This is a genomic window from Streptomyces himastatinicus ATCC 53653, assembly GCF_000158915.1.
GTDB classification, from domain to species: Bacteria; Actinomycetota; Actinomycetes; order Streptomycetales; family Streptomycetaceae; genus Streptomyces; species Streptomyces himastatinicus.
Genome location: NZ_GG657754.1, coordinates 10,243,927 through 10,262,020 on the forward strand (window position 1 = coordinate 10,243,927; position 18,094 = coordinate 10,262,020).

The 18,094-nt window shown below is 70.0% G+C and carries 16 protein-coding genes; 7 read left to right on the top strand and 9 right to left on the bottom strand.

Translation table 11 applies throughout. The annotated features are described in order from the left end of the window. The first annotated feature begins 254 nt into the window (after positions 1-254). Complete coding sequence (locus tag SSOG_RS43075) at positions 255-2,522, top strand: arylsulfatase (protein ID WP_009720621.1); 2,268 nt, start codon at positions 255-257, stop codon at positions 2,520-2,522. Positions 2,523-2,612: 90 nt separating this feature from the next. Here the strand turns inward: SSOG_RS43075 and SSOG_RS43080 are convergent, their stop codons facing one another. The 8 genes from SSOG_RS43080 to SSOG_RS43115 are packed head-to-tail and all read right to left on the bottom strand — an operon-like array spanning position 2,613 to position 11,291. Beyond that, positions 2,613-3,413 (bottom strand): SDR family NAD(P)-dependent oxidoreductase, encoded by an 801-nt coding sequence (locus tag SSOG_RS43080; protein ID WP_009720622.1) that lies wholly within the window; start codon positions 3,411-3,413, stop codon positions 2,613-2,615. A 5-nt stretch (positions 3,414-3,418) separates the two neighbouring features. After that, the gene (locus SSOG_RS43085; RefSeq protein ID WP_078510542.1) at positions 3,419-4,912 is read right to left on the bottom strand and encodes an aldehyde dehydrogenase family protein; all 1,494 of its coding nucleotides are present in this window, start codon (positions 4,910-4,912) and stop codon (positions 3,419-3,421) included. Next, positions 4,909-5,793 (bottom strand): ATP-binding cassette domain-containing protein, encoded by an 885-nt coding sequence (locus SSOG_RS43090; RefSeq protein WP_009720624.1) that lies wholly within the window; start codon positions 5,791-5,793, stop codon positions 4,909-4,911. The genes SSOG_RS43085 and SSOG_RS43090 overlap by 4 nt, the downstream gene beginning before the upstream one ends. After that, entirely contained in the window at positions 5,786-6,844 is a 1,059-nt protein-coding gene (locus SSOG_RS43095; protein WP_009720625.1) for an ABC transporter ATP-binding protein, read from the bottom strand. The genes SSOG_RS43090 and SSOG_RS43095 overlap by 8 nt, the downstream gene beginning before the upstream one ends. Next, a complete protein-coding gene (locus SSOG_RS43100) occupies positions 6,841-7,719 on the bottom strand; it encodes an ABC transporter permease (protein ID WP_208867449.1) in 879 nt (292 codons plus the stop codon). The genes SSOG_RS43095 and SSOG_RS43100 overlap by 4 nt, the downstream gene beginning before the upstream one ends. After that, positions 7,716-8,666, bottom strand: a complete 951-nt coding sequence (locus SSOG_RS43105) for an ABC transporter permease (RefSeq protein WP_039940129.1) — start codon at positions 8,664-8,666, stop codon at positions 7,716-7,718. Before SSOG_RS43105 ends, SSOG_RS43100 begins: the two co-directional genes overlap by 4 nt. Before the next feature lie 16 nt (positions 8,667-8,682). Next, complete coding sequence (locus SSOG_RS43110) at positions 8,683-10,212, bottom strand: ABC transporter substrate-binding protein (RefSeq protein WP_039940130.1); 1,530 nt, start codon at positions 10,210-10,212, stop codon at positions 8,683-8,685. Positions 10,213-10,217: 5 nt separating this feature from the next. Beyond that, positions 10,218-11,291 (bottom strand): isocitrate/isopropylmalate dehydrogenase family protein, encoded by a 1,074-nt coding sequence (locus SSOG_RS43115; RefSeq protein ID WP_039940131.1) that lies wholly within the window; start codon positions 11,289-11,291, stop codon positions 10,218-10,220. A gap of 149 nt (positions 11,292-11,440) precedes the next feature. Between SSOG_RS43115 and SSOG_RS43120 the strand changes: the two genes are divergently transcribed. Next, positions 11,441-12,904, top strand: coding sequence for an amidase (locus SSOG_RS43120; protein ID WP_039940132.1), 1,464 nt, complete (start codon positions 11,441-11,443; stop codon positions 12,902-12,904). Further along, positions 12,901-13,668 (top strand): FadR/GntR family transcriptional regulator, encoded by a 768-nt coding sequence (locus tag SSOG_RS43125; RefSeq protein WP_039940134.1) that lies wholly within the window; start codon positions 12,901-12,903, stop codon positions 13,666-13,668. The genes SSOG_RS43120 and SSOG_RS43125 overlap by 4 nt, the downstream gene beginning before the upstream one ends. Before the next feature lie 42 nt (positions 13,669-13,710). Here the strand turns inward: SSOG_RS43125 and SSOG_RS43130 are convergent, their stop codons facing one another. Beyond that, on the bottom strand, positions 13,711-14,172 hold the full coding sequence (locus SSOG_RS43130) for an Lrp/AsnC family transcriptional regulator (protein ID WP_009720632.1): 462 nt from the start codon (positions 14,170-14,172) through the stop codon (positions 13,711-13,713). A gap of 129 nt (positions 14,173-14,301) precedes the next feature. Between SSOG_RS43130 and SSOG_RS52885 the strand changes: the two genes are divergently transcribed. From SSOG_RS52885 to SSOG_RS43150, 4 genes are read left to right on the top strand one after another with little or no spacing between them, the layout of a single operon-like run. Then, positions 14,302-14,607, top strand: coding sequence for an ACT domain-containing protein (locus tag SSOG_RS52885; protein WP_009720633.1), 306 nt, complete (start codon positions 14,302-14,304; stop codon positions 14,605-14,607). Then, entirely contained in the window at positions 14,604-15,689 is a 1,086-nt protein-coding gene (locus SSOG_RS43140) for a thiamine pyrophosphate-dependent enzyme (RefSeq protein WP_009720634.1), read from the top strand. The genes SSOG_RS52885 and SSOG_RS43140 overlap by 4 nt, the downstream gene beginning before the upstream one ends. Beyond that, positions 15,686-16,726: an alpha-ketoacid dehydrogenase subunit beta gene (locus SSOG_RS43145; RefSeq protein ID WP_009720635.1), complete on the top strand. Its 1,041-nt coding sequence runs from the start codon at positions 15,686-15,688 to the stop codon at positions 16,724-16,726. Before SSOG_RS43140 ends, SSOG_RS43145 begins: the two co-directional genes overlap by 4 nt. Positions 16,727-16,757: 31 nt before the next feature. Next, entirely contained in the window at positions 16,758-18,068 is a 1,311-nt protein-coding gene (locus SSOG_RS43150; RefSeq protein ID WP_039942732.1) for a dihydrolipoamide acetyltransferase family protein, read from the top strand. Positions 18,069-18,094: the final 26 nt, after the last annotated feature.

Here is an 18,094-nt window from a genome sequence, read left to right on the forward strand (position 1 = left end):
CGCGCGCACCTCCAACACCCCCGACAGCAGCACCGGCCACATGGGGTTCCGCTGCGCCGCGGACCTGCCCAACACCCCCTGACGCACCGGACCCGCTGACCCACCGCCCGAGCCCCGCACAGAGGGCGGGGGTGGTTGACACAGGCAACGGGAGCGGGCGAAACTGACGCCCAGATTACTGGTAAGGCCAGTTAACTGGAGCCTCTCTCCCGGAACCTCCAGGGGTCTGCCGGCCGCGCAAAGGAGCGTTCTGGATGACCAACGCCTCCCCGCATACGCCGTCCGCGAGCGGGACCTTCCAAGGCAAGATCGGCACCACCTACGAGGAATCGACCCCGTGGTGGCCCGAGGAGCAGAAGCTGCCCGAGGACACGCCCAATGTGGTGGTCATCGTGCTCGACGACGTCGGCTTCTCCGACCTCGGCTGCTTCGGTTCGGACATCGACACCCCGGCCATGGACGCCCTCGCCACCGGCGGCCTGCGCTACGCGAACTTCCACACCACCACGCTGTGCTCGCCGACCCGGGCCTCGCTGCTGACCGGCCGGAACCACCACTCCGTCGGCATGCGCATGCTGTCCAACTTCGACACCGGCTTCCCCAGCGGCCGCGGGCGGATCACCACGGCCGCCGCGACCCTGCCCGAGGTGCTGCGGGACAGCGGCTTCAACACCATGGCCGTGGGCAAGTGGCATCTGGCGCCGATGGAGCAGACCACCGCCTCAGGGCCGTACACCCAGTGGCCGCTGTCGCGCGGGTTCGAGCGCTACTACGGATTCCTGGAAGCCGAGACGGACAGCTTCTATCCGGAGCTGTTCTACGACAACCACGCTGTGGATCCGCCGAAGACCCCGGAAGAGGGCTACCACCTCAGCGAGGACCTGGTCGACCGGTCGATCGAATTCGTCCGCGACCAGACGTCGGTCACTCCGGACAAGCCCTTCTTCCTGTATCTGGCGTTCGGCGCGGCCCACGCCCCGCACCAGGCTCCCCAGGAGTACCTGGACAAGTACCGGGGCCGGTTCGACCACGGATGGGACGCCGAGCGCGCCACCCGGCACGCCCGCCAGATCGAACGCGGCATCCTGCCACCCGGCACCGAAATGGCGCCGCGCAACCCCGGGGTCGTGCCCTTCGACGAGCTGTCGGACGACGAGCGGAAGCTGTCCGTACGCCTCCAGGAGGCGTACGCGGCGATGCTCGACCACACCGACCACCACATCGGGCGGCTGATGGAGTTCCTGGAGCAGATAGGCCAGATGGAGAACACCATCACCATCCTGCTCTCGGACAACGGGGCCAGCCAGGAGGGCGGGCAGAAGGGTTCACTGAACCCCACCGCGTTCCAGAACGGCTTCTCCGAGGACCTGGAGGAGATGGTCGCGCGGATCGATGACATCGGCACCACGCGCGCCCACGCCAACTACCCGTGGGGCTGGGCGCAGGCGGGAAACACGCCGTTCAAGCGCTACAAGCAGAACACCCACGAGGGCGGTGTCCGCTGCCCGCTCATCGTGCGGTGGCCCCGTGGGCTGCCGCGCACCGGCGAGGTCAGGCAGCAGTTCCACCACGTCAACGACATCGTCCCGACCCTCTTCGAGACGCTCGGTGTGCAGGCCCCCGAGGTCTACAACGGCATCCCGCAACTGCCGATCCACGGCATCAGCATGGCCTACACCTTCGGCTCGCCGACCGCGCCCACCCGCAAGGAAGCCCAGTACTTCGAGATGTTCGGGCACCGCGCGATCTGGCACGACGGCTGGAAGGCCGTCTCCTTCCACCAGCGCGGCACGTCCTTCGACGAGGACCAGTGGGAGCTGTACCACCACGACACCGACTTCTCGGAGTGCAACGACCTGGCGCAGGAGCGGCCCGAGCAGCTACAGAAGATGATCGCCCGCTTCTGGGTGGAGGCGGGGAAGTACGATGTGCTGCCGCTGGACGACCAGGGGTTCGCCTACCGGGCGAAGATTCCGCGCCCCGGCTCGCCGCGCCTGCGCACCACCTTCACGTACTACCCTGGCATGGCCCATCTGCCCATCGCCGCGGTGCCACCGGTGATGAACCGGGCGCACCGCATCACCGCGCACGTCGACCGCGCCACCGCGGCGGACGAGGGCGTCCTGGTGTCCCTGGGGAACATCAGCAGCGGATACGTGTTGTACGTCAAGGATAACCGGCTGGTCTACGAGTACAACTTCCTCGGCACTCGCTACACGGTGACCTCGGACGAAGAACTCCCCACCGGTCCGGCGGAGTTGACGTTCGAGTTCGTCAAGACCGGCGACATGCGGGGCGTCGGACACCTCTCCGTGTCGGGAAGGCCGGTCGGAAGCGAGGACATTCCGCGGGTCCTCCCGCACTTCCTGGGATGGCAGGGCCTCGACGTCGGCCGGGACACCCTGTCGCCCTCCTCGCCCAGCTATGAGGGCGAGTTCGCGTACACGGGGACGTTCGAGAAGGTCGTGTTCACGGTCGCGCCGGACGAAGAGGGAACGGAGCCGTTCGAGCGCATCGACTGATACGCGCAGCGACTGAGACGAAACCTTGAAGGCCCCTCTTCCAGAGTGAACCACCCTGGAAGAGGGGCCTTGAGGTATGCCCGGCGCCCGTCAGCTGGGCGGCGTGAAGCGTCCGTCGATGGCCGTCCAGCCACCGTCCACGAACAGCTGGCTGCCCGTGACGAAGGATGACGCGTCCGACGCGAGATAGACGACGGCGCCGGCCAGTTCGTCCGGCCGGGACCAGCGGCCCAGGGCGCTCTTGGACGCGTAGGCCTCCGACCACTCGGGCACGGACCTGATCTGCGCGGTCAGCGGTGTGTCCACGACGCCCGGGGCGACGGTGTTCACGCGCACGCCCGACGGGCCCAGCTCGGCCGCCGCCGTCCGCAGCATCTGGACGAGACCGGCCTTGGTGGCCGCGTACACCCCCTGCCCCGGCTCGACGGCGACCGCGCGGATCGAGCTGAAGCCGATGATGCTTCCCCCGCCGCGTTCGGCCATGCCCCGGCCGAACGCCCGCACCAGGTCGAACGACGCACGCAGATTGAGCGCCACGACCCGCTCGAACTCCTCCGCGGTGTAGTCGAGCAGGCTCTTGCGCACGTTCGTCGCGGCGGTGAAGACGAGCACGTCGGACGGCTCCGAGGCTCCCTCGGCGGCACGCGCGACCGCCTCGCCGTCGAGCACGTCGAGGGCGTACGGGACGAGCCCCGGCCCCATCGACGCCGACTCCGTGGCCGCCGTCAGATCGCGGTCGGCGCACACGACCGTGGCGCCGTGCGCGGCCAGGGCCAGGGCGCTCTCGCGGCCGATTCCGCTGCCCGCGCCCACCACGACGGCCTTGCGGCCGTCGAGCCTGAACAGGCGGGAGTACGCCTCCACCGCGTCGGTGTGGTCCTTCGTTTCCATGGTCCTCACGGCTTCGTTGTCGTCGGACGGATCACTGCCATACGGGTCACGGTGAGTTCTTCGATGGCGAACCTCGGGCCTTCCCTTCCGGCCCCGGAGTCCTTGACGCCGCCGTACGGCATGACGTCGGAACGGAAACCGGGAACCTCGTTGACGACCACTCCGCCCACCTCCAGGCGGTCGAGAGCGGTGAACGCCGTGTCTAGGGCGCTGGTGTAGACGCTCGCGTGCAGTCCGTAGCGCGAGTCGTTGACCAGGTCGAACGCCGTGTCCAGATCGGGGACGGAGCGCACCGCGACCACCGGGCCGAAGACCTCCTCGTCCCAGACGGGCAGGGTGCCGTCCACGTCGAGCAGCACGGTGGGCTCGATCACCCCGTCGGTGACGCGGCCTCCGGCCACCAGCGACGCCCCGGCCGCCACCGCCTCGTCCCGCCACGCGCACACCCGCTCGGTCGACCGCTGGTCGATGAGCGCCGAGACGCGCGTCTGAGGATCGCGCGGATCGCCCACGGTCACCTGGGCCACCCGCTCCGTCAGGCGGTCCACGAACTCCTTGCGCACGGCGTCCACGACGATGACCCGCTGCACACTGATGCACGCCTGGCCCGACGCGTAGTACCCGCCGCGCACCACCGCGTCGGCGGCGGCGTCGAGGTCGGCGTCGGCGGCCACCACCAGGGCGGCGTTGGAGCCGAGTTCGAGCAGCACCTTGGTGGGTGCCGCGTCCCGGGCGATCCGGTGGCCCACGGCGGCGGAACCGGTGAAGGACACCGCCCCGATCCGGCGGTCGGTGGTCAGCGCGACGCCCACCTCCGGTCCTCCGGTCACCAGCTGCACCGCGGCTCGCGGCGCGCCGCCGGAGTGCAGGGCCTCGCGGAGGAGGTGCACCAGCCACAGGGTGGCCAGCGGTGTCTGCGGGGCGGGCTTGGCGATGACCGGGCAGCCGGCGGCCAGCGAGGGCGCGATCTTGTGCGCGGCGAGCAGCAGCGGGTAGTTGAAGCCCGAGATGCCCACCACCACGCCGATCGGCTTGCGGGTCCAGAAGCCGAGCAGCCCCTCACCCGACGGCAGCAGGTCCAGCGGCACCGTCTCACCGTGCAGCCGGGCCACTTCCTCGGCCGCCGTCAGCAGGGTCAGCAGGGTGCGGTCCACCTCGACCCGGCAGTCGACCAGCGGCTTGCCGGTCTCCAGGACCAGGAGCCGCTCGAAGTCCGCGCGCCGGGAGACGATCGCCTCGTGGGTCGCGAGCAGCGCGGCCCTGCGGGTGTGCGAGGGGAGCCGTCCGACCTGCTCGCGGAGGGCTACGGCCGCGTCGACCGCGGCGCGTGCGAGGTCGGTGTCCCCGACGGGGGCCCGGGCGACGAGCGTCCCGTCGTAGGGGAAGCGGACGTCCTCGGTGGCGGGTGCCTCGACCCAGCGGTCGCCGATGGGAAGACCCTCGGGAAACTCCAGTACCACGGGGGGTTCGCCGTCGGCGGGTCGGACGTGGGTGGTCACGGTCGGTACTCCTGGTTGAGGTCGGCTGCCGACACCCCGGACAGTGCCTTGCCCAGGGTCGGAACGGCGGCGATCAGCCTGCGTGTGTAGGAATGCTGCGGGTCCTCGTACACCTGCTCCGTGTCCCCGGTCTCCACGATCTGTCCGGCATGCATGACCGCGACCCGGTCGCACACATGGCGGACCACGGACAGGTCGTGGGAGACGAAGACCAGCGTCAGGGACAACTCGTCGACGAGGTCGGCGATCAGGTTGAGCACCTGGGCCCGTACGGACACGTCCAGGGCGCTCACCGGCTCATCGGCCACGATGATCTTCGGACGCGGAGCGAGGGCGCGCGCGATCGAGATGCGCTGCCGCTGGCCGCCGGAGAACTGGTGCGGATAGCGGTCCGCCGCGTCGGCGCGCAGGCCGACGGCCTCCAGCAGCTCGGCCACCCGCTCCCGGCGGTTCCCGTGCCCCTGGGCGATGAGCGGCTCCCCCACGATGTCGCCCACCCGCATGCGCGGGTCCAGCGAACTCATCGGGTCCTGGAACACGAGCTGGAGCCGCTCGCGGACGAACTTCAGCCGTCTTTCGCGGAGTCCGGTGATGTCCCGGCCGTCGATCGCGACGCTGCCGCTGGTGGGGCGGTCGAGCCCGGCCAGAATCCGCAGCAGGGTCGACTTGCCGCACCCCGACTCGCCCACGATGCCGAACCGCTGTCCCTGGGGGACGGCGAAGCTGACGCCGCGCAGGGCGTGCACCGGGGGGCTGGGGTGGCGCAGCGAGGTGCGCGGCCGCCGGTAGTCGCGGGTGACGTCGCGGACGTCGATGGCGTTCGCGGGGCCGGTCTGCGGCCCGGGCGTCGCGAGGGGGACGCTGGTCGGCTGCTCAGCCACGGCCGGCCTCCTGGATCGCGGGTGTGCCGGTCCCGGGTGCGCCGCTCTCGGGTACCGGGTGGAAGCAGGCGTAGCCGGAGTCCGGGCCGGTGGAGATCCAATCCGGCCTGGTGGCGCACGCCTCGGTCGCCTGGGTGCATCTGTTCCGGAAGACGCATCCGGCGGGGAACTGCCCGGCCGGCGGGACCGATCCGCCGATCGTGACCAGCCGGCCGCGGTCGTCGACCGCGGTCAGGTCGGACGCGCCGATCAGGCCCTGGGTGTAGCGGTGCCGGGGGCGCGTGAACACCTCCTGGACCGGGCCGGACTCGACCAGCCGCCCGCCGTACATCACCATGACCCGCTCGCAGGCGGTGGCCACCACGGCGAGGTCGTGGGTGATGAAGAGCATGGCCGACCTGCGGTCCTGGACGCCCCGCACGATCAGGTCGAGCACCCGCGCCTGCACGGTGACGTCGAGCGCGGTGGTGGGTTCGTCGCAGACCAGGAGCGCCGGGTCGTTCGCGAGGGCGATGGCCAGCACCACCCGCTGCCGCTGGCCGCCGGAGAACTGGTGCGGGTAGGCGTCCGCGGCGGTCGCGGGATCGGGAAGCCCCACCTGGGCGAGCAGTTCCACGGCGGCGGCGCGGGCGGACGCCCGGTCGGGCCTGGTCCGGTGGATCAGCAGCACCTCGGCGATCTGCCGGCCGACCTTCATGGTGGGGTTGAGGGCGGTCATGGGCTCCTGGAAGACCATGGCGATCTCCTTGCCCCGGACCCGGGACATCCGCGCCTCGTCGGCACCCACCAGGTCGTGGCCGACTCCGGCGAGCCGCACCGAACCCGTGGCCCGGAGCCCCTCGGGGAGCAGGCCCATGACGCTCAGCGCGGTCAGCGACTTGCCCGACCCCGACTCACCGATCAGGCCGACCCGCTCGCCGGCCCGGATGGTGAAGTCGACGTCCTCGACGAGCGTGCGGCCGCCCACGGTGACATCGAGGTTCCGCACGGACAGGACATCATCGGGGGAGCCCTGCCCGGAGGCCGGTGCCGTGTCGGGTACCGGGGTCATCGGTGGTCCTCCAGCTTGGGGTCGAAACGGTCGCGCAGGCCGTCACCGAGCAGGTTGAATCCGAGCACCGCCACCGCGATCGCGACGCCCGGGAACACGGCGAGCCGGGGGTCGGACGACAGCAGCTCCTGGCTCTCCTGGAGCATCCGGCCCCAGGACGGGGTGGGGGGCGGGGTGCCGAAGCCCAGGAAGGACAGGGCGGCCTCGGCGAGTACGGCGATGGCGAAACCGACCGACGCCTGCACGATGACGAGACTGCTGACGTTGGGCAGGACATGCCGCAGGCCGATCGCGAACGGCCCGCGGCCCGCCGCGCGCGCGGCGATGACGTACTCGGTCTTCATGACCTGCAAGGTGCCGCCACGGATCAGGCGGGCGAAATTGGGGATGGACGCGATACCGATGGCGACCATCGCGACCAGCGTGCTGGCGCCGTACACGGCGGCGAACATGATGGCGAGCAAGAGCGCCGGGAAGGCGAGGAGCATGTCGTTGCCGCGCATCAGCAGCTCGCCGAACCAGCGGGGACCCATCCCGGCGACGATGCCGAGGGGCACTCCCACCACGGCGGCGACCCCCACCGCCACGAAGCCGACGAACAGCGTGGTGCGCGAGCCCATCAGGATCTGGCTGAACACGTCGCGACCGAATTTGTCCGTGCCGAACCAGTACTCCAGCGACGGCTCCTGCAGCCGCGCCGAGGAGTTCACCAGGGTCGGGTCGTGCGGGGTCCACACGAAGGACAGCAGCGCCATGCCGAGCACGAGCGCGACGATGAGACCGCCCACCAGGAGGCTGCCCGTCACCGGGCGGCGCCGCCGTCGGCCGTCGGGCCCCTCGGACGCGACGGCGGCTTCCGTAACCAGAGCACTCATGACGCACCCACCCTGAGCCGCGGGTCGATCACCAGATAGACGAGGTCCACCAGGAAGTTCACAAGCAGCACCGCCATTGCGATGATCATGACCACGTCCTGCACCACGATGAGGTCCCGGTTGGAGACGCTGTCCAGCAGCAGGCTCCCCAGCCCGGGAATGACGAAGACCCGTTCAATGACGACGGCGCCCACCAGCAGCGTGGCGAGATGCAATCCCAGGACGGTGACCACGGGCACCGCCGCGTTCCGCAGGCCGTGCCGCAAAAGCGCCTGCGTCGGACGGAGTCCCTTGGCGCGAGCGGTGCGCAGATAGTCCTCCCGGAGGACGTCGAGCACGGCGCTGCGGACATAGCGGGTGAGCATGGCCGCCTGCACCATTCCGAGGGACAGCGCGGGCAGCACCAGCTGCTTGAGGAAAAGGGCCGGATCCTCCGCCGGGGGTGTCCAGCCGTTCGCCGGTAGCCACCCCAGCCCCACCGCGAACACGGTGATCAGGAGGATGCCCGCGAGGAAGGCCGGGACGGCCACGCCGACTTGGGACAGGGCCGAGAGAATGAGCCCGGACGGCCTGCGGTGCCGCACCGCCATGAGGATGCCCATGGGGATCGCCAGGATGCAGGCGAGCACCATCCCGGTGCCGACGAGCCACAGGGTGACCTGGAGGCGGTCGGCGATCTGCGGGCCGATCTGCGCGTGGGAGACGTAGGAGTTCCCCGGGTCGAAGGTCACCAGTCCCTGTACCCAGTGGAGGTACTGGACCACGAGCGGCTGGTCGAGCCCGAACTGCTCGCGCAGTTGCGCCACCGCCGAGTCCGACGCGCTGGTGCCGAGGGCGACGCGGGCCGGATCCCCTGGCAGCACCGCCATGAACGCGAACACCAGCATGGAGCTCACGACGAGGCTGGCCAGGAGGATCGCGATCCGCTGCACTAGACGGACGATCATCGGATGAGGTCGCCTTTCAGGACCGGCCCAGACCGGTGAGGTCCAGTGACTCGGAGACGGAGTTCTTGGGCAGGCCGGTGATGTCCTTGTCCGCCACCATCAGGTTCGGCAGCAGGAACAGCCAGTCGGCCGCGGCGTCCTTGGACAGAAGCCGCGCGGCTTCCCGCATGTAGGTGATCTGATCCTTCTGGTTCCCCTCGTCCGCCTTCTCCAGCAACGCGCGGAACTCAGGGCTGTCGTAGCGGAGGTAGGACTTCTTGTCGCCGAACACCGCCTGCATGTCGCGGGGCTCCACATGGCCGATGATGGACATGTCGTAGTCGGCGTTCTTGAACACGGTGGACAGCCAGGCGGCGGGGAACTCCAGCTGGTCGAGCTTGACCTTGAACCCGGCCTGCTCGAGCTGGCTCTTCACCACGGTGCCGCACGCGGTGGCATAAGGCAGCGTCGGAATCCGCAGCCGCAGCGTACGACCCGCTTCACCGGACTCCTTGAGGAGCTTCTTGGCCTTGCTGCGGTCGTACGGATACTGGTTCGTGAGGTCCTGGTACCACGGGTCGGTCGGAGGCACCATGCTGCCGATGAGCTTGCCGCGGCCCGCCCAGCAGGTCTCCATCAGGGCCTTGTGGTCGATGGCGTAGCGGACCGCCTGGCGGGCCTTCGGATTCTTCATCGGGCCCGAGCCGTTGTTGAGGGAGAGGACCACCTCGCCGTTGGTCGAGCCCTCGGTGACCTTGTACTTCGGGTTGTTCTCGAACCGGTTCAAGGCGTCCGGGGACGGCATCTGGCCGATCACGTTGATGTTGCCCGTGAGCATCGCGTTGTTCATGGCCGTCGGGTCCTTGAAGTACTTGAGGGTGACCGACGCGAAGTGCGGTTCACGCCCCCAGTAGCCTTTCCGGCGGGCCAGCGTGATCGAGTCGCCGCGGTTCCACTTCTTCACCTCGTACGGGCCGGTGCCCACCGGCTCGGTGGCCAGGTTGCTCACGCCGGTCCGGCTGAACATCGCGCCGAGGCGGGTGGTCATCCGGTACAGCCAGTCGTTGCTCGGCCTCTTCAGGGTGACCTTGAGCTCGGTGGGCGACACCGCCTTCACCGTGTCGACGACGCTCATCTGTGACTTCAGTTGTACCGTCCAGTCGGAGGTGATGCGTTCGATGGAGAACTTGGCGTCCTCGGCCGTGAACGGTTTGCCATCGCTGAACTTGGCGCCCTTCACCAGCTGGAACGTGTACGTCTTGCGGTCCTTGGACAGGCTCCAGGACTTGGCCAGTTGGGGCTGTATCTTCCCCGACTGGTCCAGCTTCACCAGGTTCTCGTACACGTTGTAGAGCAGTGCCTGCGGAACGGCGGCGCCGGCGGTCTTGGTGAAGTCCAGGTTGGCCGGCTCGGCGGTGAGGCCGATCTTCAGGCTGTCGTTGGCCTTGTCGGAGCCGCCGCCGCTGCCGTCCGATGTGGACCCGGCCGAGCAGGCTGCCAGCAGCGTGCATGCGAGCGTGGCTGCGACCGTCCCGGTGTACCGCGGCAGCTGCTTGTTCTGTTTCATATGTTTCAACCCTGGCTTTCCATTGTGTGTAGAACGGCCGATGCGACGTCCGCCGTGGTGGCGTTGCCGCCGAGGTCGGCCGTGTGGTGCCTGGTATCTCGCAAGGTGTCCGCCACCGCGTCGCGGACGCGGCGGGCCGCGTCAGTGTGTCCGAGGTCCTCGAGCAGCATCGCGCCGGAGAGCAGACAGGCCACCGGATTCGCCACGCCCTTACCGGCGATGTCCGGCGCCGAGCCGTGGACGGGTTCGTAGATCCCCGGCACCTCCGCGTCCGGCAGGACGTTGGCGCTGGGCGCCATGCCCATACCGCCCGCGAGCACCGCGGCGAGATCGGACAGGATGTCGCCGAAGAGGTTGCTGGCGAGCAGCACATCGAGGGAGCGCGGAGCCTGGATCATACGGGCGGCCATCGCGTCGACCAGCACCGTTTCCAGCTCGACTCCCGGGTACTGCTCGCCGACCTCGCGCACCACGCGGTCCCACAGCGGATAGCCGTAACGCATCGCGTTGGACTTGGTCACCAGGCACAGCCGCCCCGACCGGCGGCCCGCCAGGGCGAAGGCCTGGTGTGCCGCCCGCTCGATGGCACGGCGGGAGTGCACGGCGACCTCGATCCCGAGATCGTGTCCGCTCCCGGCGTGCGCCACCCCGCCCGCGCCGACGTACTCGCCCTCGGTGTTCTCGCGCACGATCACCAGGTCCACGCCGTCGGTGTCACGCACCTTGGTGGGAACGCCGGGGAAGGCGCGCACCGGGCGGAGGTTCACGGCGAGGTCGAGCTGCTGCCGCAGGCCGATGATCAGGCCCCAGACCAGCTCGTGCTCCGGTACGTCGGGACGCCCGACGGCGCCGAACAGCACGGCGTCCGTCTTCTTGACGAGGTCGGCCGCATCGGGCGGCATCGCCGCGCCCTGCCGGAGGTACCGCTCACCGCCCCAGTCGAACGAGGTCACGTCGAGCCGGTGGCCGTCGGCCTCCAGCGCGGCCCGGAGCGCGGGCACGGTCGCCGCGACGACCTCCGGGCCGATTCCATCGCCCGGAATGACCGCAAGCCGTACGACTTTGGTGTCCCGCGTCATGGACGCCACCTTCCGTTATCACTGGCCTGACCAGTAAGCTCACTTGCCAGGTACCGTGTCGACTGAAGCTGTTCCTGTCAAGGGCTCGAACGCCCCGGGATCGCCCGGGGGCACCACCCAGCGGTAGCTGGGGGAGAAGGAGAGTGCGGGTGCTCACCGAACAGACCCTGGCCGCCCTGCCGGCCGTGGAGATGGTTGCCGGATTCGCCGACCGCACGCTGTCGCCGGTCGAGGTCCACGATGCCGTCCAATCGGTGATCGAGGCCCGCGAGGGCGTGCTCAACGCGTTCTGGGTGCGAGATCCGGACGAGTCCCGCAAGGCGGCCCAGGCCAGCGAGGCCCGATGGGCGGCGGGGGAGCCGCTCGGGCCCGTCGACGGCGTGCCCGTGACCCTGAAGGAGAACGTGGCCCGCCGGGGCGTCCCCATGCCCTCCGGCAACGCGGGGACCGAGCCGGTCGTCCCCGAGGCGGACGCGCCCATCACCGCGCGGGTCCTCGAATCCGGCGGGGTGATACTCGGGTCGACCGTGATGCCGGACTGGGGCATGCTCTCCTCGGGCGTCTCCAGCAGGCACGGCATTTCGCGCAGCCCCTGGAACCCCGACTGGACCACCGGCGGCTCCAGCTCCGGTGCCGGGGCCGCGGCCGCCGGGGGATACGGCCCGCTCCACGTGGGCACCGACATCGGAGGATCGATCCGGCTGCCGGGCACCTGGCTGGGCCTGGCCACGCTCAAGCCCAGCTACGGGAGGATCCCGCTGGACGCCCCCTACCTGGGGCGCGCCGCCGGTCCGCTGACCCGTACGGTGGCGGACGCGGCCCTGTTGATGCGTGTCCTGAGCCAACCGGATCCCCGGGACTGGACGAGCCTGCCACCGCAGGACATCGACTGGTCGGCGCTGGAGAGCGAGGTCCGCGGACTGCGGGTGGGCGTGCACCTCAATGCGGGCTGCGGGGAGTCGAGCGACGCCGAGATCCTCGCCGCGGTGAACCGCGCCGCCGAGGTCTTCGAGGCGGCCGGAGCCGTCGTGGAGCCGGTCGAGCCGTTCATGACCCAGGAGCTGCTGGACGACCTGGATCTGTTCTTGCGGGTGCGGTCCTGGAACGACTTCCGCGCCCTGTCGCCCGAGGCCCGGCTGCGCGTCCACCCCCACATCATCCGGTGGTGTCAGGGCGGCGCGGACGTGCCGGGCACCAGGGTGCTCCAGTGCTACCAGCAGATCATGCGCATCCAGGCGCAGACCGTGGCGGCGACGGTCCCGTACGACCTGGTGCTCTCGCCGGTGGCCCCGGTGGCGGCGTTCTCCGCCGAGCAGCCGATGCCGTTCTCGACGGACGCGAAGACCATGGCCCACATCGGCTTCACCGCGCCGTACAACATGTCGGGCCAGCCCGCCGCGACCGTCAACTGCGGAATGACGGCGGACGGTCGGCCCATCGGGGTGCAGATCGCGGGCCGCCGTTTCGATGATCTCGGCGTTCTGAGGGCCGCTGCATGGTACGAACGGAACCGGCCTGCCGAGGCGGTTCCGGCCTGGCCGGATCACGCCCACGGCGCGCCCACGGGGGAGAAGGAAACAACATCGACCACGCCCGAAGGGGAGAAGCCTTGAGCGACGGGGCACAGTTCCGGCAGGTCGCGCCGGTACGGCTCTACCAGCGCATCGTCGAACAGATCGAGCAGGCGATCGCGCGCGGTGACCTGAAGCCCGGGCAGCGGCTGCCGAGCGAGCGGGAGTTGGTGACGCAGTTCGGGGCGAGCCGGCCCACTGTGCGGGAGGCCCTGCGCGTGCTGGAGAGCAACGGCCTCGTGCGCTCGCGCCACGGGGACCCGAACGGCCCGGAGATCCTGCCGTTCTCGTCGGACCGCATGACCAAGGAGATGGCCCGGCTCGTCCAGTTCGACAATGTGTCGATAGCCGAGTTGATCTCGTTCCGCATGATCCTCGACGGGTCGGCGAGCCTGCTGGCGGCCCGGCTGCGGTCCGAGGAGGAACTGTCGGCCATGGAGCGGACGCTCGCCGTCATGGCGGACGCGATCGAGACCGGGTACGAGGAGTTCAGCAAGGCGGACGTCGCGTTCCACGAGGCGGTGGCGGTGGCCAGCCGCAACTCCCTCATCGAGGTCTGCAACCAGGTGGTCCGGGGCGCCGTCCTCTCCCTGATCTCGGACAAGGTCGCCCACGCGCACAACAGCACGGCGCTGATGCGGGAGTCGCTCCGCCACCACGAGGAGGTGCTGGAGGCCATTCGGGCCGGGGACGGCCCGGCGGCGGCGAGCATCTCGCGGCGCAAGCTCTACGAGTACTACGCCGGTTACGTCCCCGAGGACGAGCGGGGGCCACTGCTGGCGCTCATGGACGACGAAGAGGGCTGAGAAGCCCCCTCCCGCACCCTGAACGCCCGTGTCCTGACCAGCTCAGGGCACGGGCGTTCCGCGCTGCCAGGAGTCGATGACGATCAGCGTCTTCGTCTGGAGCACACCGACACCCTTGCGACGCAGCCGATTGACCACCTTCTGGAGGTCGTCGACGCTGTCGACGTGCAACCGGACGAGCGCGTCCACATCGCCGGTGAGCGTCAGCACCTCGTCGACCTCCGGCAGCGTCGACGCGAACTCCAGGATGTCGTGGATATCCGTGTCACCCGTGAAACGCAGCTCGGTGACCGCCTGGAGCCCCTGACCGAGCTTGGCCTGATCCGTCGTGATCGTGTAGCCGGTGATGACCCCCGACTCCTCCAGGCGTGCGATGCGCCGCCGGACCGGCGCCGGGGAAAGCTGCACCAGGCGGGCGATGTCACGAACGGTGCGCCGCCCGTCGGCTCGCAACAACTCCAGGATCTGAAGGTCGACCGAGTCGAGATGTACGGGTGCCGACATGCCGCAAGTGTACGCAGCGCTTCCCTCAACGATCACTCTCGACGCGATGGACTTCCCGAGAAGAGCGTACTGCGCACCGCTGCGCACACGTGTGTTGTGCACGGATCGGGCCCTTGACAACGTGTCCGCATGTCAGCCGCGACACAGTCAGCGACATACGCTGCCCCCTCAGAAGCCCTGAAGCCCCGCACCCGCCCTCGTGGTGCCGTACTGCGGATCGATGTCGTCGCCACGCCCCTGGCGGTCGCCCGGGTCGCCTTGATCTTGGCGCACCGCCAGTTCGACGTGCTCACCATGGACGTCGCCGCGCCCGTCGACGGGCTGCGGCGCATCACCATCGAGGTGGACACGACGGACGAGATCAGGGTGCGGCAGCTCATCAAGTTCCTGAACCGGTCGCTCGAAGTCGTCAAGGTCGTCTGGAGGAACGGATGAGCACACACTCCGCCGCTTCCTCCGCCGATGGCGTCCTTCGGCTGGTCGATCCGGCCGGGACGCTGGACGACCAGACGGCCGCGGACATGCTCGAGGTGACCGGCGACCTGGTCCGCGGGCTGTACCGCGACATGGTGCTCGGGCGCCGCCTCGACCAGGAGGCGTACTCCCTGCAACGCCAGGGCGAGCTGGGGCTCTGGTTGATGTCCCTCGGGCAGGAGGCGGCACAGGCCGGATCGATCCGCGCCCTCCGGGCGGACGACCGGGTCTTCCCGTCCTACCGCGAACACGTGGCGGCCCTGTGCCGTGGCATCTCACCGACGGAACTGCTGTCGCAGTGGCGCGGCACGAGCCACGGCTCATGGGACCCCGAGCGGTACCACTTCCACATCTACAGCCTGGTGCTGGCCACGCAGACACTGCACGCCGTCGGCTATGCGATGGGCGTCCGGTACGACGCCGCCGACAGCGTGGTGTTCACCTACCTCGGCGACGGCGCCTCCAGCCAGGGGGACGCCAGCGAGGCGCTCAACTGGGCGGCGGTGACATCGGCACCCGTCGTGTTCTTCTGCCAGAACAACGGATGGGCGATCTCGACACCCGCGAGCAAGCAGTACGCGAGCCCGCTGAGGGAGCGTGCGAAGGGGTTCGGTCTCGACGCGGTGTCCGTGGACGGCAACGACGTACTGGCCGTCCACGCCGCCACCCGGCGCATGGTCGAGCGGGTCAGGGCCGGTGGCGCACCGGGGTTCATCGAGGCGCACACCTACCGCATGTCCGGACACAGCACATCGGACGACCCCAAGCGCTACCGCGACGACGCCGAGGCGGCCCGGTGGCAGGCCCATGACCCCGTGGAGCGCGTGCGCCTGCTGCTCACGGCGCGCGGCTGGGCCGACGAGGACTACTTCGCCACGGTCGCCTCCGACGCCGAGGAGCTGGCCACGCGGACGCGGCGGGAGTGCCGTGCCCTTCCGGAGCCGTCTCTGAGCGACACCTTCCGCGCCACCTTGTGCGACGAGCCCGAGTCCCTGCGGCGCGAACGCGAAGCCTTCGAAACGTATCTGGAGTCCTTCCTGTGACCATCACCGCCGCGGCCGCATCGGCCGGGAAAGACACCCAGGACGAGGCCGCCACGACCACGACCGCGCTCACGCTCGGGCGCTCGCTGAACGAGGGCCTGCGGCAGGCGATGCGCGACGACGAGCGGGTGGTTCTGCTCGGCGAGGACATCGCTTCCCTGGGCGGGGTGTTCCGGGTGACCGATGGCCTGGCCGCCGAGTTCGGCGACCGCGTCGTGGACACCCCGCTGGCCGAATCGGGGATCGTCGGGACGGCCATCGGCCTGGCCCTGCGCGGGTACCGACCGGTCTGCGAGATCCAGTTCGACGGTTTCGTCTACCCCGCCTTCGACCAGATCGTCAGCCAGCTGGCGAAGATGCGGGCACGCTCCCGCGGGCTGCTGCGGCTCCCCGTCACCATCCGGATCCCGGTCGGGGGCGGAATCGGCGCGGTCGAGCACCACAGCGAGTCGAACGAGGCGTACTTCTGCCACACGGCCGGGCTGCGCGTCGTGGCGTGCGGCCACCCCCAGGACGCGTACGACCTGCTCCGCGCCGCGATCGCGTGCGACGACCCCGTCATCTTCTACGAGCCCAAGCGCCGCTACTGGGACCGGGCCGAGGTCGGCCTCGGCGGCCCCGTGGACGGCGACACGCTGGGGCGCGCCCGGGTGCTGCGCGAGGGCTCCGACGCCACCGTCGTCGCGTACGGGCCCATGGTCGCGGTGGCGCGGGGCGTGGCCGAGGTCGCCGCCTCCGAAGGCCGTTCGCTGGAAGTCCTCGACCTCCGCTCGCTGTCGCCGCTGGACACCGGCGCACTGTGCCGCTCGGCGTCGAAGACGGGACGCGTGGTGGTCGTCCACGAGGCGCCCGTCAACGTCGGCCTGGGCGCCGAAATCGCCGCGACGGTCATGCAGCACTGCTTCTACGACCTCGAGGCCCCCGTGGAACGGGTCGGTGGCTACAACATCCCCTATCCGCCGGCGCGGGCGGAGGGCGATTACCTGCCGGATCTCGACCGCGTCCTCGACGCCGTCGACCGGGTGTGTGCCGGGTGAACCGTCCGGCACACCTCTTCTGGAGGACACGATGCTCGTGACCAGGCATTTCCCGCTCCCCGACGTCGGGGAGGGGCTCACCGAGGCCGAGATCCTCGCATGGCGGGTGGGCCCCGGCGACCCGGTCGGCGTGAACGACATCATCGCCGAGATCGAAACGGCGAAGGCGGTGGTGGAGCTGCCCAGCCCGTATGCCGGGACCGTCACCGAGATCCTCTGTGCCGCGGGAGAGGCGGTGGCCGTCGGTACGCCGATCATCTCGTTCGAGGTCGAGGACGACAGCGCCCCGCAGGCGGGGCCCGAACGCGATGCCACGGACCTCGTGGATCCTCCCGCCCAGGACGGCGCCCCGAGCGAGCAGCCGTCCGCCCCCGCCCGCGAGCCCGTCCTGGTCGGCTACGGCCCGGCGCACGCGCGGACGGCGCGGCGCCCGCGAAAGCGGAAGCCCGAGCCACCGGCCCTCACACCGTCCGCCCGGAAGGCCCTCGCCGCCCCGCCGGTGCGCAAGCTCGCCCGCGACCTCGGGGTCGACCTGAGCCTGGTGTCCGCCACGGGCCCGTCGGGACGCATCACCCGCGAGGACGTGCACCGCCTCGCCGAGCGGCGGGCAACCACGCCGAACGCCCCGGGCCCCGCCCGTGACGACGTGGTGCGCACCCCGATTCGCGGAGTGCGCAAGCACACCGCGCAGGCCATGGTCGAGAGCGCCTTCACCGCCCCGCACGTCACGGAGTGGGTCACCGTCGACGTGACGCGGTCCCTCGGACTGCTGGAGAGGGCGCGCGCCGACAAGGCGTTCGGGGATGTGCGCCTGACACCCCTGTGCCTGGTCATCAAGGCAGTGCTGACCGCCATCGCGCGGCATCCCGGGATCAACGCGAAGTGGGACGCCGCGGCCGGTGAGATCGTCCAGTACTCCGACGTCAATCTCGGCATCGCCGCGGCGACACCGAGAGGGCTCATCGTCCCCAACATCGCCGCGGCCCAGCGGCTCTCCCTGCGGGAGATCGCTCTGGCGCTCACCGACCTCGTCGAACAGGCCCGTGCGGGCAAGACGCCACCCGAGCGGATGAGGAACGGGACCTTCACGATCACCAACATCGGTGTGTTCGGCATCGACGGCGGAACGCCGATCCTCAACCCCGGCGAAGCGGCGATCCTCTGCTTCGGCCAGGTGCGGCGCATGCCGTGGGAACACGAGGGCCGGATACGGCTGCGCGACATCACGACCCTCACCATGTCGTTCGACCACCGTCTCGTCGACGGCGAGCTGGGTTCGCTCGTCCTGCGCGACATCGCCCGGTTCCTCGAACGGCCGGACCTGATGGTTCTCCACCGCTGACCTCGCCGGGCGGCTGCCGTACGTGT

What these genes read in the sequence shown, in the direction of transcription:
- SSOG_RS43075 (WP_009720621.1), top strand. Translation starts at nt 255, where the DNA reads ATGACCAACGCCTCCCCGCATACGCCGTCCGCGAGCGGGACCTTCCAA.
- SSOG_RS43080 (WP_009720622.1), bottom strand. Translation starts at nt 3,413, where the DNA reads ATGGAAACGAAGGACCACACCGACGCGGTGGAGGCGTACTCCCGCCTG.
- SSOG_RS43095 (WP_009720625.1), bottom strand. Translation starts at nt 6,844, where the DNA reads ATGACCCCGGTACCCGACACGGCACCGGCCTCCGGGCAGGGCTCCCCC.
- SSOG_RS43100 (WP_208867449.1), bottom strand. Translation starts at nt 7,719, where the DNA reads ATGAGTGCTCTGGTTACGGAAGCCGCCGTCGCGTCCGAGGGGCCCGAC.
- SSOG_RS43105 (WP_039940129.1), bottom strand. Translation starts at nt 8,666, where the DNA reads ATGATCGTCCGTCTAGTGCAGCGGATCGCGATCCTCCTGGCCAGCCTC.
- SSOG_RS43110 (WP_039940130.1), bottom strand. Translation starts at nt 10,212, where the DNA reads ATGAAACAGAACAAGCAGCTGCCGCGGTACACCGGGACGGTCGCAGCC.
- SSOG_RS43115 (WP_039940131.1), bottom strand. Translation starts at nt 11,291, where the DNA reads ATGACGCGGGACACCAAAGTCGTACGGCTTGCGGTCATTCCGGGCGAT.
- SSOG_RS43130 (WP_009720632.1), bottom strand. Translation starts at nt 14,172, where the DNA reads ATGTCGGCACCCGTACATCTCGACTCGGTCGACCTTCAGATCCTGGAG.
- SSOG_RS52885 (WP_009720633.1), top strand. Translation starts at nt 14,302, where the DNA reads ATGTCAGCCGCGACACAGTCAGCGACATACGCTGCCCCCTCAGAAGCC.
- SSOG_RS43140 (WP_009720634.1), top strand. Translation starts at nt 14,604, where the DNA reads ATGAGCACACACTCCGCCGCTTCCTCCGCCGATGGCGTCCTTCGGCTG.
- SSOG_RS43150 (WP_039942732.1), top strand. Translation starts at nt 16,758, where the DNA reads ATGCTCGTGACCAGGCATTTCCCGCTCCCCGACGTCGGGGAGGGGCTC.